The organism is Exiguobacterium sp. PFWT01 (genome assembly GCF_018255795.1).
Lineage (GTDB): Bacteria > Bacillota > Bacilli > Exiguobacteriales > Exiguobacteriaceae > Exiguobacterium.
Genome location: NZ_CP073755.1, coordinates 1759955 through 1774779, shown reverse-complemented (window position 1 = coordinate 1774779; position 14825 = coordinate 1759955). Strand labels below are relative to the sequence as shown.

Sequence of the window (14825 nt, the reverse complement as noted above, 5' to 3'; positions counted from 1 at the left end):
CATGCCAAAACGACCAGATATTCAGAAAATCCTCGTAATCGGATCAGGACCGATTGTAATCGGACAAGCAGCGGAGTTTGATTATGCTGGTACACAGGCATGTCTTGCCTTGAAAGAAGAAGGCTACGAAGTCATCCTCGTCAACTCGAATCCGGCTACTATCATGACGGATCCGACGACGGCGGACCGTGTCTATATCGAACCGCTCGAACCAGAATTCGTCGAGCGAATCATCCGGCAGGAACGTCCGGATGCACTCCTTGCCACGCTTGGCGGGCAGACAGGTTTGAACTTGGCTTTTGAACTCGACAAGCGGGGCGTCTTGCGAGATTGTGGCGTGGAGTTACTCGGGACGAAACTGTCTGCAATCGTTCAAGCGGAAGACCGGGAACAGTTCCGTAACTTGATGTTCGAACTTGGTCACGGCGTACCTGAAAGTGAGATCGTCCATACGCTCGAGTCTGCTTGGGGATTTGCGGAACGAATCGGGTACCCGATCATCATCCGACCTGCGTACACGCTCGGGGGAACCGGTGGCGGGATTGCCCATGACCGGGAATCGTTCGAGCAAATCGTTGAATCTGGATTAAAGGCGAGTCCTGTGACGCAAGTCTTGTTGGAGAAATCGATTGCCGGGATGAAAGAAGTCGAGTTCGAGGTCATGCGTGACTCGAGTGACCAAGCCATCATCGTCTGTGCGATGGAAAACTTTGATCCGGTCGGAGTCCACACCGGTGACTCCATCGTATTCGCCCCTACGCAGACGCTGTCAGATCGGGATTATCAGATGCTTCGTAGCGTCTCGCTCGATATCATTCGGGCACTCGGGATCGAGGGTGGATGTAACATCCAATTCGCACTCGACCCAGACAGTTTCACGTACTACGTCATCGAAGTGAATCCACGTGTTTCACGGAGTTCAGCGCTCGCATCAAAAGCGACAGGCTATCCGATTGCCAAGCTTGCTGCGAAAGTCGCTGTCGGTTACAAGTTGTCAGAACTAAAAAACCCGGTCACCGAGACGAGCTACGCCTCGTTCGAACCGGCGCTCGATTACGTCGTCGCCAAAATCCCACGCTTCGCCTTTGATAAGTTTGAGTCCGCGGATCGCCGCTTAGGCACACAAATGAAGGCGACGGGTGAGGTCATGGCCATCGGTCGGAATCTAGAAGAGGCTTTGCTAAAAGCCGTTCGCTCGCTCGAACTGGGGATGGAAGAACTCCACCTTCCACAACTTTCTGCATTAGACACAGAAGAGCTCGAGCATGGACTCATTCATCCGACAGACGAGCGTCTGTTCATCGTCTATGAGGCCCTTCGTCGCGGATACTCGGTAGAAACGCTACACCAACTGACAAAAATCGATCGATTCTACTTACAGAAATTAAACCGGGTCTGGCAAGCCGAGCAACAACTCGTGGCGAAGCCGTTGACGTCAGAACGTCTGCTGGAGGTGAAACGTCTAGGGTTCAGTGATGTGGCAATCGCGCGTATGCTGTCGATGGATACGGAAGCGGTTCGCACGAAACGGAAAGAATGGAACATTCGTCCCGTCTATAAGATGGTCGATACGTGCGCAGCCGAGTTCGCATCGGAGACACCGTACTTCTACGGGACGTATGAAGTGGAGAACGAAGCGGTGAAGACAGACCGGGAGTCCATCCTCGTCCTTGGATCAGGTCCGATTCGAATCGGACAAGGTGTCGAGTTCGACTATGCGACCGTTCACTCAATCGAAACGATTCGCGATGCAGGATATGAAGCCATCATCATCAACAACAACCCGGAAACGGTCTCGACAGACTTCTCCATCTCCGATCGATTGTACTTCGAACCGTTGACGACAGAAGACGTATTAGAGGTCATCGAGAACGAAAACCCGCTAGGTGTCATCGTCCAATTCGGTGGACAGACTGCCATCAACTTGGCGGCATCGTTAGAAGCGAACGGCGTGAAAATTCTTGGGACGACGCTGGAAGATATCGACCGTGCCGAAGACCGAAAGGCGTTCGAAGCCACATTGTCAGCGGAACGATTAGCTCAACCACCAGGAAAGACTGCGACAAATGTGGAAGAGGCCGTCATATGTGCGAATGAGCTCGGCTATCCGGTACTCGTTCGACCATCGTACGTCCTCGGTGGACGGGCGATGGAAATCGTGTATGAACAGTCAGAGCTCGAGCGGTACATGCGACATGCGGTCATCGCCTCGAAAGATCGACCGGTTCTCATCGATCGCTACTTGACAGGAATTGAGATTGAAGTCGATGCCATCTGTGACGGGACGGACGTCTACATCCCAGGGATCATGGAGCATATCGAACGTGCCGGCGTACACTCAGGCGATTCCATTGCCGTCTATCCGCCTCAACGACTCAGTGAAGAACTGAAACAAAAAGTCGTCGATTATACGATCAAGTTGGCGAAAGCGTTCCGTATCAAAGGCCTTCTCAACATCCAGTTTGTCTATGCGGATGACCTATATGTGATCGAGGTAAACCCACGTGCGAGTCGGACGGTCCCATTCATCTCGAAAGTGACGGGGTTACCGGTCGCACGGATTGCAACACAAACGATTCTTGGGACGAGTTTGAAAGAACTAGGTCTTGGGACAGGCATTCATCCTGAGTCGGACAGTATTTCGGTCAAAGTACCGGTCTTCTCGTTCGCGAAATTGAAAGAGGTAGACCCATCGCTCGGACCTGAGATGAAGTCGACAGGGGAGGTCATGGCGACAGACCGGACGCTCGAAAAAGCGCTCTATAAAGGGCTCGTTGCAGCAGGGATGAACATCGCCTTGAAAGGGAACGTGCTCATGACGATTGCCGACCATGACAAGGACGAGGCCATCGCCTTGGCGAAACGTTTCGACCGCCTCGGTTTCCGCCTCATGGCAACGAGTGGGACGGCTGATAGTCTTGAAGTGGAACAGATGCGTGTTCGTCGAGTCGGGAAAATTCAAGAAGACGGTGAGACGATGCTCAGTGTGATCGAGCGTGGAGACGTCGACTTGATCATCAATACGACGAGCCGCGACGCACTCGTCACGAAAGACGGGTTCTTGATTCGAAGAACGGCCGCCGAACAGGGTACGCTTTGCCTGACCTCGCTCGATACAGTCGAAGCCTTGTTACAAGTCATTGAAAGCCTATCGTTCCAAACGGTCAGCATCCCGGCATTCACAACGTTCGGGGTGATGGTATGAGACATGACGTGACGATTGTGAGCAACCGGCAAATCGCCAAAGCGACGATGGAAATGAAAGTACGTTGCCCTGGGGTGGAGGTCGTCCCTGGGACGTTCTTTCACATCAAGACGTCCGGTCTGTTACGTCGGCCGTTATCGGTGGCGAACGTCGAGGGGGACGAAATCACCTTCTTATACAAAGTGATTGGGGAAGGGACAACTGAGCTGGCAGGGAAACGAGTGGGGGACACGCTAGACGTCCTTGGTCCGCTCGGGAACGGTTTTCCACTGGCGCAACATGGAAAGCGAGTCGTCCTGGTCGGAGGTGGGATTGGGGTCCCACCGCTTTACTACGTCAGACGTCGACTACATGAGATGGGGATTGAAACGATTGCGATTCTCGGGTTTGATTCAAAAGAAAGCGTCTTTTATGAAGAAGCCTTTCGTGAACTGGGTGAGACGATCATCACGACAGTAGACGGTACTCACGGAGAGCTTGGCTTCGTCACTGGCCCCCTTGCACGCATCCAAGCCGATGTGTTGTTCAGTTGTGGTCCAGAAGCGATGTTAAAAGCAGTCGCCGCTTCACCCATTCCTGAACGATATCTCTCAATCGAGAATCGGATGGGTTGTGGCATCGGTGCTTGTTTTGCCTGTGTCTGTCAAGCGCCGGACGGCTATGTGAAAGTCTGTAGTGACGGTCCGGTATTCAATGCGGAAGAGGTGCTGTTATGAGATTGAATGTCGAGTTACCAGGTCTTCGTTTAAAAAACCCAATTATTCCGGCTTCCGGATGTTTCGGATTTGGAGAGGAATTCGCGAAACTGTATGACCTCTCCATCTTAGGAGGTATCATGATCAAAGCAGCGACGGAGGAAACGAGATTCGGAAATCCGACCCCACGTGTCGCCGAGACGGCACAGGGCATGCTCAACGCGATCGGACTTCAAAATCCAGGTGTCGATGCGATCATCGAAGAAAAATTACCATTCCTCTCAACGTTCGACACGGAGATCATCGCCAACGTTGCCGGTTCGACGCCAGATGAATACGTGGAAGTCGCCCGTCGAATCAGCGCCGACCCGACGATTAAAGCCATCGAATTGAACATCTCATGCCCAAACGTGAAATGTGGGGGCATGCAGTTCGGGACGGACCCGGTGATGGCCGCAGAACTCACGAGACTCGTCAAAGCGGCTTCGAGTAAGCCGGTCTATGTAAAACTGTCTCCGAATGTCACGTCGATTACGGACATGGCGCGAGCTGTCGAGGCGGCCGGCGCGGACGGATTGACGATGATCAACACACTCGTTGGGATGCGAATCGATATTGAGACTGGGCGACCGATTTTAGCGAACCGAATCGGTGGGTTATCCGGTCCGGCCATCAAACCGGTGGCGGTCCGGATGGTATATGAAGTCGCGCAAGCGGTCAACATACCGATTATCGCCATGGGCGGGGTTCGCACGGTCGACGATGTGCTTGAGTTCATTTACGCCGGGGCGTCTGCCGTTGCTGTTGGGACGGCGAACTTTGAAAATCCATACGTCTGTCAGGAAATCATCGAAGCGTTACCGGCACGACTCGATTCACTCGGAATCGAACATATTTTGGATGTGAGGGGGAAGGCCTATGCGCAACTTGTATCTCGCCCTTGACGTGGAAACGCGGGACGAAGCGTTTCATTTGTTGAAACGATTTTCAAACCGACCGGCTGTTAAAGTCGGGATGGAACTCTTTTATCGGGAAGGCGCACGCTTTGTCGAAGAATTGGTCGACGAGGGGTATCCGGTCTTTCTCGATGTGAAAGTACACGATATCCCGGAGACGGCACGCCGTACGATGCGACAAATCGGAAAACTCGGGGTGGCTGTGACGAATGTCCACACATTAGGTGGCGAAAAGATGATGCGCTATGCGTTAGACGGGTTACGCCAAGAGAATGATACGACTCGATTGATTGGGGTCACACAGTTGACGTCGACAGATGAGCGCATGATGCAGACAGAGCTCGGGATTGCCGGACGACTCGATCAAGCCGTGCTCAGACAAGCGACACTTGCGAAACAGGCGGGACTTGATGGAGTGGTCGCATCCGTCCAGGAAGCGAAAGCGATTCATCAGAAACTCGGGGACACGTTCATGACGGTCACGCCGGGCATCCGACTCGGTGCAACCGAGGATGATCAAGTCCGTATCGCGACGCCTCATGAAGCGAGACTGGCGGGTGTTCACTCAATCGTCGTCGGTCGACCGATTACACGTGCGACTGATCCGATGGCCATGTACGACCAATTTATGAAGGAATGGGGACAAATGAATGAAACAAATCGCTGAGGCACTTTTACAGATTGAAGCCGTCACACTATCACCGACTGAGCCGTATACATGGTCGAGCGGATTAAAGAGTCCAATCTACTGCGACAATCGACTCACACTCAGTTTTCCGAATGTGCGTCAAGTCATCGTCGATGGATTGGTGAAGTCAGTGAATCCGACTGAAGTCGATGTGATTGCAGGGACGGCCACGGCAGGTATCCCTCACGGGGCGTTGCTCGCTGACCGACTCGGTCTCCCGTTCATTTATGTCCGGTCGAGTGCAAAAGGGCATGGGAAAGGCAATCAAATTGAAGGAAGACTCGAGGCAGGCGCTCGAGTGCTCGTCATCGAGGATTTATTGTCGACAGGGATGTCGAGTATCGATGCTGCCCAAGCGATACGTGAGGCGGGCGGTGAAGTCACTAGAATTCAAGCCATCTTCTCATACGGATTACCGGTTCTTCAGAAGAATCTAGCCGATGCAAATCTGTCGGCGACGTCGTTGACGACGTTCTCAGAATTAATTGAAGTGGCCGAAAATACGGGCGTCCTCAACCGTTCGGAGCTCGATTCGCTTCGTGACTGGCAAGAAGACCCTCGTGCCTGGAGCGACCTCGTCACCTCTTAAGAATCCACCTTCGGGCGGATTCTTTTTCGATTCGGCATATGTCATACTTCATGGTAAAATAACGGAAGTGATTCGAAAAGGAGAGGCATATGGCGTATTCAAGAAGCAAAGAGAAGACATGGAACGCACGACTTCGTGCAATTCCAAAACATCGTAAAATCGCCTTCGGTCTCGTCTTGACCATCATCCCAGCGCTCTTTTTTGTGAATTTATTTGTATTCAGTCATCTATTAGCGCTAGGAGACCAGTATGAAGACCGATATCAAATGAAGAAATTACGACTCGAAACAGACCATGGGAACGTGGAATTTGTTCGTAGTCCAAATGAAAAGGTACAGATTGAAGTGATACAGACCAATTCGAAAGAACGCCGCATCAAAGTCAAATCAGTCGGGGACACGATCTACGTCGTCGAGCGATATGGCTGGTTCAGCTATTTCGGAAGTCGAGCGAGCGATGAACCGTCGCGCTATAAGATTAAAGTCGCTTTGCCGAGCTCGATGACATCGGTTCATCTAGGAGCGGAGCAAGTGACAGGACAAGGATTGAATGCGAAGACGATTGTCATGGATGTGAATGCCGTCAATTTGAAACAGATTGATAGTGATCGACTGCGGATTGAATCGAAAAGCGATACGACCATCGAATCGGCACGACTTGTGACCGGTGACATTCGGTCCTATCGTCATGCGACCGTCAGCGATGTCGTCGTCAATCAAGCGATGACCATCCAGACGGAAGCCGGGACACTCAGTTACGCGCCGAAACATGCGACAGGACAAGTGAACGTGACGACGACTGGAAAAGTCTCGAGTAGCGACCGTTACGAAGAAGTCGAACCCGGTGTGTATCAATTGTCGACGTCGAATCGACCGGTGGTGGAACTGATTTCTGAGACAGGGAAGGTCGAACTGAAATGAATGGAAAACGATACATCCCGAAAGTGGGGTTACGTACGTTAAAAACCGGAATCGCCGTCGCCATCACCGTCGCCATCTCGTGGTACATCTTCGGGATCTATTCAGGGATGGGGGCCATCGCAGCAGTCGTGGCGATGCAACCGACCGTCAAGCGGTCATCTAAAATCGTGTTCAGTCGTATTTTCGGAACGGTCGTCGGTCTTATGTGCGGGCTTTTCATCGTCTATTTGTTCGGTGTCAATCCGCTCTCGATTGGATTAGCCGTCATCGTCTCGCTCACACTCAACACGACGTTCGATAAGACCCATATGTCGACGTATGCAGCGTTTGCCATCGTCATGATGCTCGAAAGTCCCACTTCGGATTTCTTTCATTATGCGTGGACCCGTTCGTTATTGACGGCGGTCGGTGTGTTCGTTTCACTCGGTGTCAATTACGCATTCATGCCACCCCGTTATGAGGACCGATTGTTGAACGAGGTACGTAAGACTTCTTCTTATCTGTTCCATCATTGGCGAGAGCTCGTCGGTTCCCCGGCAGAACTGCTCGAGACGCGAGCCCGCATCCTTGGCCATCAGGAGCTTCATATGATGCTCCAAGAGGATATGAAAGTGACGAACGTCAAATTGAAGCATATGACAATCAAACAGTACCGATTGTTGATTCACCTTGAAGACAAGCTGGTCTTGTTGCTAGAGAGTCTCGCCGAGCATCGAGAAGCCTTCCTTTTGATGAGTGAGGAAGAGCGACAGGCGTTTGAGTCTGAGTTCTTATACTTACTGGCACACCATCACGACATTCTCTATACATGTGACAAGCCCTATTCACTCTTCAAACTTCCACATGAAGATTTATCCGTTTCAGAAATTTTACACGGGCATTTGCTCGACTATCATGAACAGCTCGAGGCGTTCAAGCATGATCCGAAAACGTGAACCCTCTACACGTAGAAGACCCGCCATGATGATGACGGGTCTAGCTTGTTGACAAATAACATGTTCGAACTCGTCCTTCCGGCGCCCACGCTTCCTGTAGGAGTCGGGGCGCCGTCGGGCGAGCAACGCAAACGATCGTCATCTGGCGGTCGTTTGTCTTTTTCCAAGACCACGACGGCCGAAGAAAAAGCTCGATACTTACTTCAAATCGATGTATCAGGGGGAAGGGAAGGTAAACGCCGAGCCCGCCCGTCAATCATCCGCCTCGGACCGCCGTTCAACATCCGTTCCGTTCGTCAGACCGTGAAGGATGGATCGTGTCGACTTGTTGATCATCAGATCCGCCCCTGTGTGTTCTTCTCACACCATTATATGGGATGAAGGACAAAAGGTGACCAAGAACGGGCAGGCGAGACTCCTGAGGGAATAGCAAGCAAAGGGAGACCCAGCAGTGACGCAGTCGCGATGCGGCTCCCTGCTTGCCCCTAGGAAAGCGAGCCGTGTCCGGGTTGGGCATATAAAAGACATTAGACCTATACTTTGTCTATAGTCTGGACCCGCCATCACGATGGCGGGTCTTCATGTTCACGATTGTTTCAATGACTTCATCAATTGCTCATCCGGTGTCACGTAGACGGTCTGTTGATCCGTGTAGATGACGAACCCGGGTTTCGCACCGCTCGGTTTTTTCACGAAGCGGGCGCGCGTGTAATCGACGGGGACGCCGCTCGACGCACGTGCTTTCGAGAAGTAGGCGGCGACTGATGCGGCTTCGAGTAATGTCGTTTCATCCGGTTCGGTCGAACGAATGATCACGTGAGACCCTGGGATGTCTTTGACATGAAGCCAAATCTCGTCACGGCGTGCGAATTTGAACGTCAGATGGTCGTTTTGCGTATTGTTCTTCCCGACAAAGAACTCCGTTCCAGTCGAGGACGTATACGCTTCAAGCGAAATTTTCGGATTCGCTTTTTTCTTTTGACGTTTTTGACGGATGTAGCCTTCTTCTGCGAGTTCTTCGCGAATCTCAAGAAGATCGGACGGGGACGCGACGTCGAGTTGGGCGATGAGCGTCTCTAAATACTCGATTTCTGCATCGTTCAACTCCATCTGTTTCTTCACTTCGACTTTGGCTACTTTTAGTTTGTTGTATTTCTTATAATATTGCTGCGCATTCTCATTCGGTGTTTTGAGTGGGTCGAGTGGAATGGAGAGGATTGCACCGTTCTCGTCATAATAATCGACGACTTCGGCGACGCGCATCCCTTTCTCGAGTTGGAATAAATACGTCGTCAACAACTCGCCGTATTTTTGTAACTCATCTGCCCGTTCCGTCGCTTTTAAATCATCCAAAAGGCGGCGGCGTTTTAATTGATTCTTTTCGAGTTCTGATTTCAAGAGCCGTTCCACATCGTGTGCTTGTTGTCTCACACGGTCACGGTTCGCTTTTTCATAGTAGAAACGGTCGAGCACTTCTTTACTCGATTCATACGTTTCCTCGGATTCGATGTCCCCGGCTGTCAACGCAATCGGAGCGAACCGTTCTTTACCGTTCGCAAGTTGTTGGAAAACGTAGGGTCCATCGAGTTGACGAAGAACGTTCTCAAACGCTTGTTGTAAGGAGTCGCGATTCGGCGTTTTTGCGAGAAGAACGACTTCCTGTGCAATTTGCGGACTGACGCCGGCGAACGTGGCGACAATCTGTTTGTCGAGCTTGCCGGCGTTCCAATCGATTCGTTTCAATCCTTCTGTCATCTCCGTCAATGGGTCGAACTTGTGTTGTTCCGGCGGAAGGAGATAATCACTACCCGGCATGATGGTCCGATACGTGTTTTGGGAAGGCGGGAGATGCTTGATGGCATCTAATATTTTGCCTTCTTCCGTCGTCAAGACGACGTTCGAGTGGCGCCCCATCAATTCGATGTATACTTTCTTCGATTCTTCATCGCCGAGCTCGTTACGAGAGCGGACCGAAATGACGATGACACGGTCTCGTCCGATTTGTTCGACCGCCGTGATGAATCCACCTTCCACATGTTTGCGGAGCATCATGCAAAACATCGGCGGTTCTTGCGGGTTTTTAATCGGTGTATCCGTCAACTGAAGACGGGCATACATCGCATTTGCTGATATCAAGAGTTGCGCGTTCTGACGATTCGAGCGAATTTGAAGCATCAAATCGAGCGAATACGGTTGATGTACCTTATTGATTCGCCCTCCGACGAGCGATTGTAATTCTTGTACGACACGATATGTCATTAATCCATCATAAGCCAATGATCTCATCACCTTTGTTCATTTTCTGTCTCTACGTTATCAGAAAAACAGAAAATATGGTACGATGGAGTAGGAAATCCGAACTTCTTCTTGCCGGGACAATTGATTGACTGCTATTATAATTAAATGTGATGTTAGAAGATGGAGGGCTTGCAGTGAATTTTAAAGAACGAGGATTATTAATCGTTTTGTCTGGACCGAGCGGTGTCGGAAAAGGGACCGTTTGCCGTGCTCTTCGAGAGGAAGAGGACAACAACCTTCAATATTCGGTGTCGGCGACGACCCGAAAACCACGTGAAGGGGAAGTTGAAGGAGTGCATTACTTCTTCAAATCGAGAGAAGAGTTCGAACGGATGATTGAACAAAAAGAACTGCTTGAACATGCCGAATTTGTCGGTAACTATTACGGGACGCCTGTAGAGTGGGTGCGTGAAACGCTCGAAAGCGGCCAAGATGTCATTCTTGAAATTGAGGTGCAAGGGGCATTCCAAGTGAAGGAACTTCTCCCAGAAGCCGTCTTTTTATTCTTGGCACCACCAAGCCTTCAAGAACTTCGCAATCGTCTCATCGGACGAGGCACGGAGTCAGAAGAAGTCATTAAGCAACGCCTGCTCGTCGCGCGTGAAGAAATCGAGTTGATGGACGCCTACGACTATGTCGTCACGAACGACGAGGTCGACAAAGCCATCGATCGAATTAAAGCGATTGTGACAGCTGAGCATTGTAAACGTGAACGTGTTGCGTCACTCTATAAAAAAGCCATGATGGAGGTCATTTAATGTTATACCCTTCGATTGATGCCTTACAACGTACTATCCCGTCAAAATACACGATCGTTACGGTCGCTGCAAAACGGGCGCGTCAGATTCAAGATGGAAAAGCACCGAAAGTCGCCGAGCCAAAATCATATAAGCCGGTCGGTCAAGCGTTAGAAGAACTATTTTCGGGTGATACGACAATCATCGTGAACGAAAAAAACAACGGATGAAGTGTGACCCAAGTCGTTTGCGACTTGGGTCTCATTGTCTATAAGGGGGAGTTTGGGAATGGTGAAGGATCGTACTATTTTGTTATGTGTGAGTGGTGGCATCGCCGCCTACAAGGCGTGTGCGCTCACATCGAAATTGGTTCAAGCCGGAGCGAATGTTCGCGTCGCGATGACGAAGTCGGCAGAACAATTCGTGGGTCAGACGACCTTCCAGGCGCTCAGTCGCAACCCGGTCTATACGGACGTGTTCGAAGAGCACGACCCGACAAAGATTGCACATATCGATGTCGTCGACTCGAGCGATTTGATTGTCGTGGCCCCGGCGACGGCAAATACGATCGCAAAATTGGCGAACGGGATTGCGGATGACTTCATGACGACGTCTATTTTGGCTGCGAAGTGCCCGGTCATCATCTCACCGGCGATGAACGTGAACATGCTCGAACATCCTGCCACACAGCGGAATATCGAGACGCTAAAATCATACGGCTATCAGTTGATTGAACCCGGTGTCGGCAACTTGGCTTGCGGATGGATTGGTGGGGGACGTCTGCCTGAACCGGAAGACTTAGTTCGCATTATCGAGAGCCAATTCGTCCCGAAACTATATCTTGGAAAAGATGTCTTGATCACGGCTGGCCCGACTGTCGAACGCATCGATCCCGTCCGTTACTTATCCAATGATTCGTCAGGGAAAATGGGCGTCGCACTCGCTGAGGTGGCTCGGGACATGGGTGCCCGTGTCACGCTCGTCCACGGGCCGCTTCAAGTTCCTGTCCCGGAAGGCGTGACAGCGGTTCCCGTCAAGTCAAGTGAGGAGATGCTGCGCGAAGTGACGAGCCGCTTTGAGGCTTCAGACCTTGTCGTGAAATCGGCGGCAGTTGCGGATTATCGTCCGAAAACGGTGCATTCGGAAAAACATAAAAAAGTTCACGGTCCACTCACGATCGAACTTGAAGAAACGACAGACATTTTAAAATCACTCGGTGAGAAGAAGACCCATCAAGTGTTGGTCGGATTTGCTGCTGAGACGGAACGACTCGAGGAGCATGCGGCAGCTAAGCTGAAGCGGAAGAATGTCGATTACCTCGTGGCGAACGATGTGTCTGGCAGTGACGTCGGATTCGGGGCGGACGACAATGAAGTCGTCTTGTTTCATGCAGATGGGACGACACATCGACTTCCGAAACAGTCGAAGAAACAGTTAGCGTTCGAGTTGCTCACACACTTTAAGGAAGCGGTCCGATGATTGCACATGTACATGTCGATGCACCGGTAATCACGATTGATCGTCCGTTTGATTACGAAGTACCTGAACAATTTGAGGCTTTGATTGAACCGGGCATGCGCGTCTCTGTCCCATTCGGGTCCCGTCGTCTGCTCGGGATCGTCGTCGGTACGTCAGATGGGACGAGAGATGGATTAAAACCGTTAGAAGCGCTGTTAGACGAGGAATCTTCACTCACCGATGAACTGCTCGCTTTATCTATTCATGTGAAAGAGACGACACTTTGCTTTCGTTCATCCGCCCTGCTCGCGATGCTTCCGGCCGCGCTCAAGGTGAGTTATGACAAAGAAATTAAAGAAGGGCATGTGCCTGATGGGGTCCGCCTCGGAACGCATTTATCGGAGTATCCAAAAGAAGTCCAATCGGTCATTCTTGGACTCGCTAAAAAAGGGGAGCTGATCTTAGCGCCCGTCTTAAAAGAAAAGAAGACCGTTAAGACCGACGTCGTCGTCGAGCTCCTCGATGCGACAGTCGTCTCGAAACGTGCGAAAAAGCAACTCGAAGCGGTCAATTTACTAAAGGAGACCCCACGCATGTATTGGTCGGCACTACGTCAAATTGGTCTGACTCGTCCACAACTGCAAAAACTTGCCGACCTCGGAGCGGTTCGATTGACCGAGGTCGAGTTGAACCGTGACCCGTACGCGACAATCGAGCAAGTCGAGGAATCGGTTCAATTGAATGACAGTCAGGCAAGTGCCGTCTTGGCCATACAGGAGGCTGAAGCGGGTGAGACGTTACTCGTCCACGGCGTGACGGGGAGTGGGAAGACCGAAGTCTATTTGGAATCAATCGGACAAGTCATCGATGAAGGCAAGCAGGCCATCTTACTCGTTCCTGAAATCAGTTTGACCCCGATGATGGTCAAACGCTTCAAGCGTCGTTTCGGCGATCGGGTCGCCGTGTTGCACAGTGCTCTGTCTAAAGGTGAGAAGTACGACGAGTGGCGTAAGATTAAACGAAATGAAGTCGACGTCGTCGTTGGTGCCCGTTCTGCCATCTTTGCCCCGCTCGACCGACTCGGTCTGATCATCTTAGATGAAGAGCACGAGACGACGTACAAGCAAGAAGAGAACCCGCGCTATCATGCGCGCGATGTTGCCATCTGGCGGGCTCGTTATCACGGTTGTCCTGTCGTGTTGGGGAGTGCGACACCCTCCCTCGAGTCCTACGCCCGAGCGCAAAAGGGTGTGTATCGCTACTTACACTTGAAAGAACGGTACGGTGGAGAGATGCCACCGGTCCACATTATCGATATGCGCCGTGAATTGGCGAAAGGCAATACGACGATGTTCTCGGAAGAATTGTTCCAAGGCATTCTCGACCGGATCGAAAAAAAAGAGCAGTGCGTCATTTTATTGAACCGTCGTGGATTCACGACGTTCGTCATGTGCCGGGACTGTGGTGAAGGCATGACATGTCCCCATTGTGCCGTTAATTTGACATATCATCAGTATGGAGACCGATTGAAGTGTCACTACTGCGGTTACGAGGTCGGCATGCCGTCTACATGTCCATCCTGCAACAGTAAGAAAATCAAACAGTTCGGGTCGGGCACGCAAAAAATCGAAACGGAACTGTTGAACCGGATTCCAGAAGCACGCATCATCCGAATGGACCAGGATACGACGTCTCGAAAAGGATCACATGAGCAGTTGTTGCGTCGTTTCGAAGAAGGGGAGGCCGACATCTTACTTGGCACGCAGATGATTGCCAAGGGGCTCGATTTCCCAAATGTCACACTCGTTGGGGTACTCGCGGCGGATGCGACACTCGGGATGCCTGATTTTCGGGCGACCGAACGGACCTTCCAACTCGTCACCCAAGTGGCAGGAAGAGCCGGGCGCGGAAAACTTCCGGGTGAGGCGTTCGTCCAAACGTATAACCCGGACCATTATGTGATCGAGACTGCGAGTGAACATGATTATGAGACATTTTTCGCCAAAGAGATGGGACTCAGACAAGTCGGGAACCATCCGCCTTACTGGTTTTTAACGCTCGTCACGTTTTCGGCGGAAAATCCTCTTGTCGCCAAGGCAGAGGCAGAATTGTTCGCATCAGACTTTTTACAAGCGCACGTGGAGAACAGCCGCCTGAATGGACCGATGCCCGCGCCGTTATCGAAGTTGAAGAACGCCTATCGCTATCAAGTATTCATTAAAACGAAACAACCCGATACGCTTTACGCCGAGCTGGCACGATTACAGCAAGCGAGAGCCAAAGCAATCAGCAAGAAAGAATATCAAATGAGTATCGATGTGAACCCATACGTATTCATGTGAGG

The 14825-nt window shown here is 51.3% G+C and carries 12 protein-coding genes; 11 read left to right on the top strand and 1 reads right to left on the bottom strand.

Annotated features, from left to right (window positions below; genetic code table 11):
- The first annotated feature begins 1 nt into the window (after window position 1).
- The 7 genes from carB to KD909_RS09165 all read left to right on the top strand — a co-directional run bounded on the left by carB (window position 2) and on the right by KD909_RS09165 (window position 7988).
- Window positions 2-3205: a carbamoyl-phosphate synthase large subunit gene (gene carB / locus KD909_RS09195; RefSeq protein ID WP_211781389.1), complete on the top strand. Its 3204-nt coding sequence runs from the start codon at window positions 2-4 to the stop codon at window positions 3203-3205.
- Window positions 3202-3921, top strand: coding sequence for a dihydroorotate dehydrogenase electron transfer subunit (locus tag KD909_RS09190; RefSeq protein ID WP_211781388.1), 720 nt, complete (start codon window positions 3202-3204; stop codon window positions 3919-3921). The genes carB and KD909_RS09190 overlap by 4 nt, the downstream gene beginning before the upstream one ends.
- Window positions 3918-4844 (top strand): dihydroorotate dehydrogenase, encoded by a 927-nt coding sequence (locus tag KD909_RS09185; RefSeq protein ID WP_211781387.1) that lies wholly within the window; start codon window positions 3918-3920, stop codon window positions 4842-4844. The genes KD909_RS09190 and KD909_RS09185 overlap by 4 nt, the downstream gene beginning before the upstream one ends.
- Entirely contained in the window at window positions 4819-5523 is a 705-nt protein-coding gene (pyrF, locus tag KD909_RS09180; RefSeq protein WP_211781386.1) for an orotidine-5'-phosphate decarboxylase, read from the top strand. Before KD909_RS09185 ends, pyrF begins: the two co-directional genes overlap by 26 nt.
- Window positions 5507-6133: an orotate phosphoribosyltransferase gene (gene pyrE / locus KD909_RS09175; protein ID WP_211781385.1), complete on the top strand. Its 627-nt coding sequence runs from the start codon at window positions 5507-5509 to the stop codon at window positions 6131-6133. The genes pyrF and pyrE overlap by 17 nt, the downstream gene beginning before the upstream one ends.
- Before the next feature lie 89 nt (window positions 6134-6222).
- Window positions 6223-7053 (top strand): hypothetical protein, encoded by an 831-nt coding sequence (locus KD909_RS09170; RefSeq protein WP_211781384.1) that lies wholly within the window; start codon window positions 6223-6225, stop codon window positions 7051-7053.
- Entirely contained in the window at window positions 7050-7988 is a 939-nt protein-coding gene (locus KD909_RS09165; protein ID WP_015881334.1) for an FUSC family protein, read from the top strand. The genes KD909_RS09170 and KD909_RS09165 overlap by 4 nt, the downstream gene beginning before the upstream one ends.
- A 585-nt stretch (window positions 7989-8573) precedes the next feature.
- Here the strand turns inward: KD909_RS09165 and KD909_RS09160 are convergent.
- Entirely contained in the window at window positions 8574-10265 is a 1692-nt protein-coding gene (locus KD909_RS09160; protein ID WP_211781383.1) for an Rqc2 family fibronectin-binding protein, read from the bottom strand.
- Between the two features lie 131 nt (window positions 10266-10396).
- On the opposite strand from KD909_RS09160, the gene gmk reads away from it, so the two are divergent.
- The 4 genes from gmk to priA are packed head-to-tail and all read left to right on the top strand — an operon-like array spanning window position 10397 to window position 14823.
- Window positions 10397-11044: a guanylate kinase gene (gene gmk / locus KD909_RS09155; RefSeq protein WP_031421596.1), complete on the top strand. Its 648-nt coding sequence runs from the start codon at window positions 10397-10399 to the stop codon at window positions 11042-11044.
- Complete coding sequence (rpoZ, locus tag KD909_RS09150) at window positions 11044-11253, top strand: DNA-directed RNA polymerase subunit omega (protein ID WP_015881337.1); 210 nt, start codon at window positions 11044-11046, stop codon at window positions 11251-11253. Before gmk ends, rpoZ begins: the two co-directional genes overlap by 1 nt.
- Before the next feature lie 58 nt (window positions 11254-11311).
- Window positions 11312-12502 (top strand): bifunctional phosphopantothenoylcysteine decarboxylase/phosphopantothenate--cysteine ligase CoaBC, encoded by a 1191-nt coding sequence (coaBC, locus tag KD909_RS09145; RefSeq protein WP_211781382.1) that lies wholly within the window; start codon window positions 11312-11314, stop codon window positions 12500-12502.
- Complete coding sequence (gene priA, locus KD909_RS09140) at window positions 12499-14823, top strand: primosomal protein N' (protein WP_211781381.1); 2325 nt, start codon at window positions 12499-12501, stop codon at window positions 14821-14823. The genes coaBC and priA overlap by 4 nt, the downstream gene beginning before the upstream one ends.
- Window positions 14824-14825 lie beyond the last annotated feature (2 nt).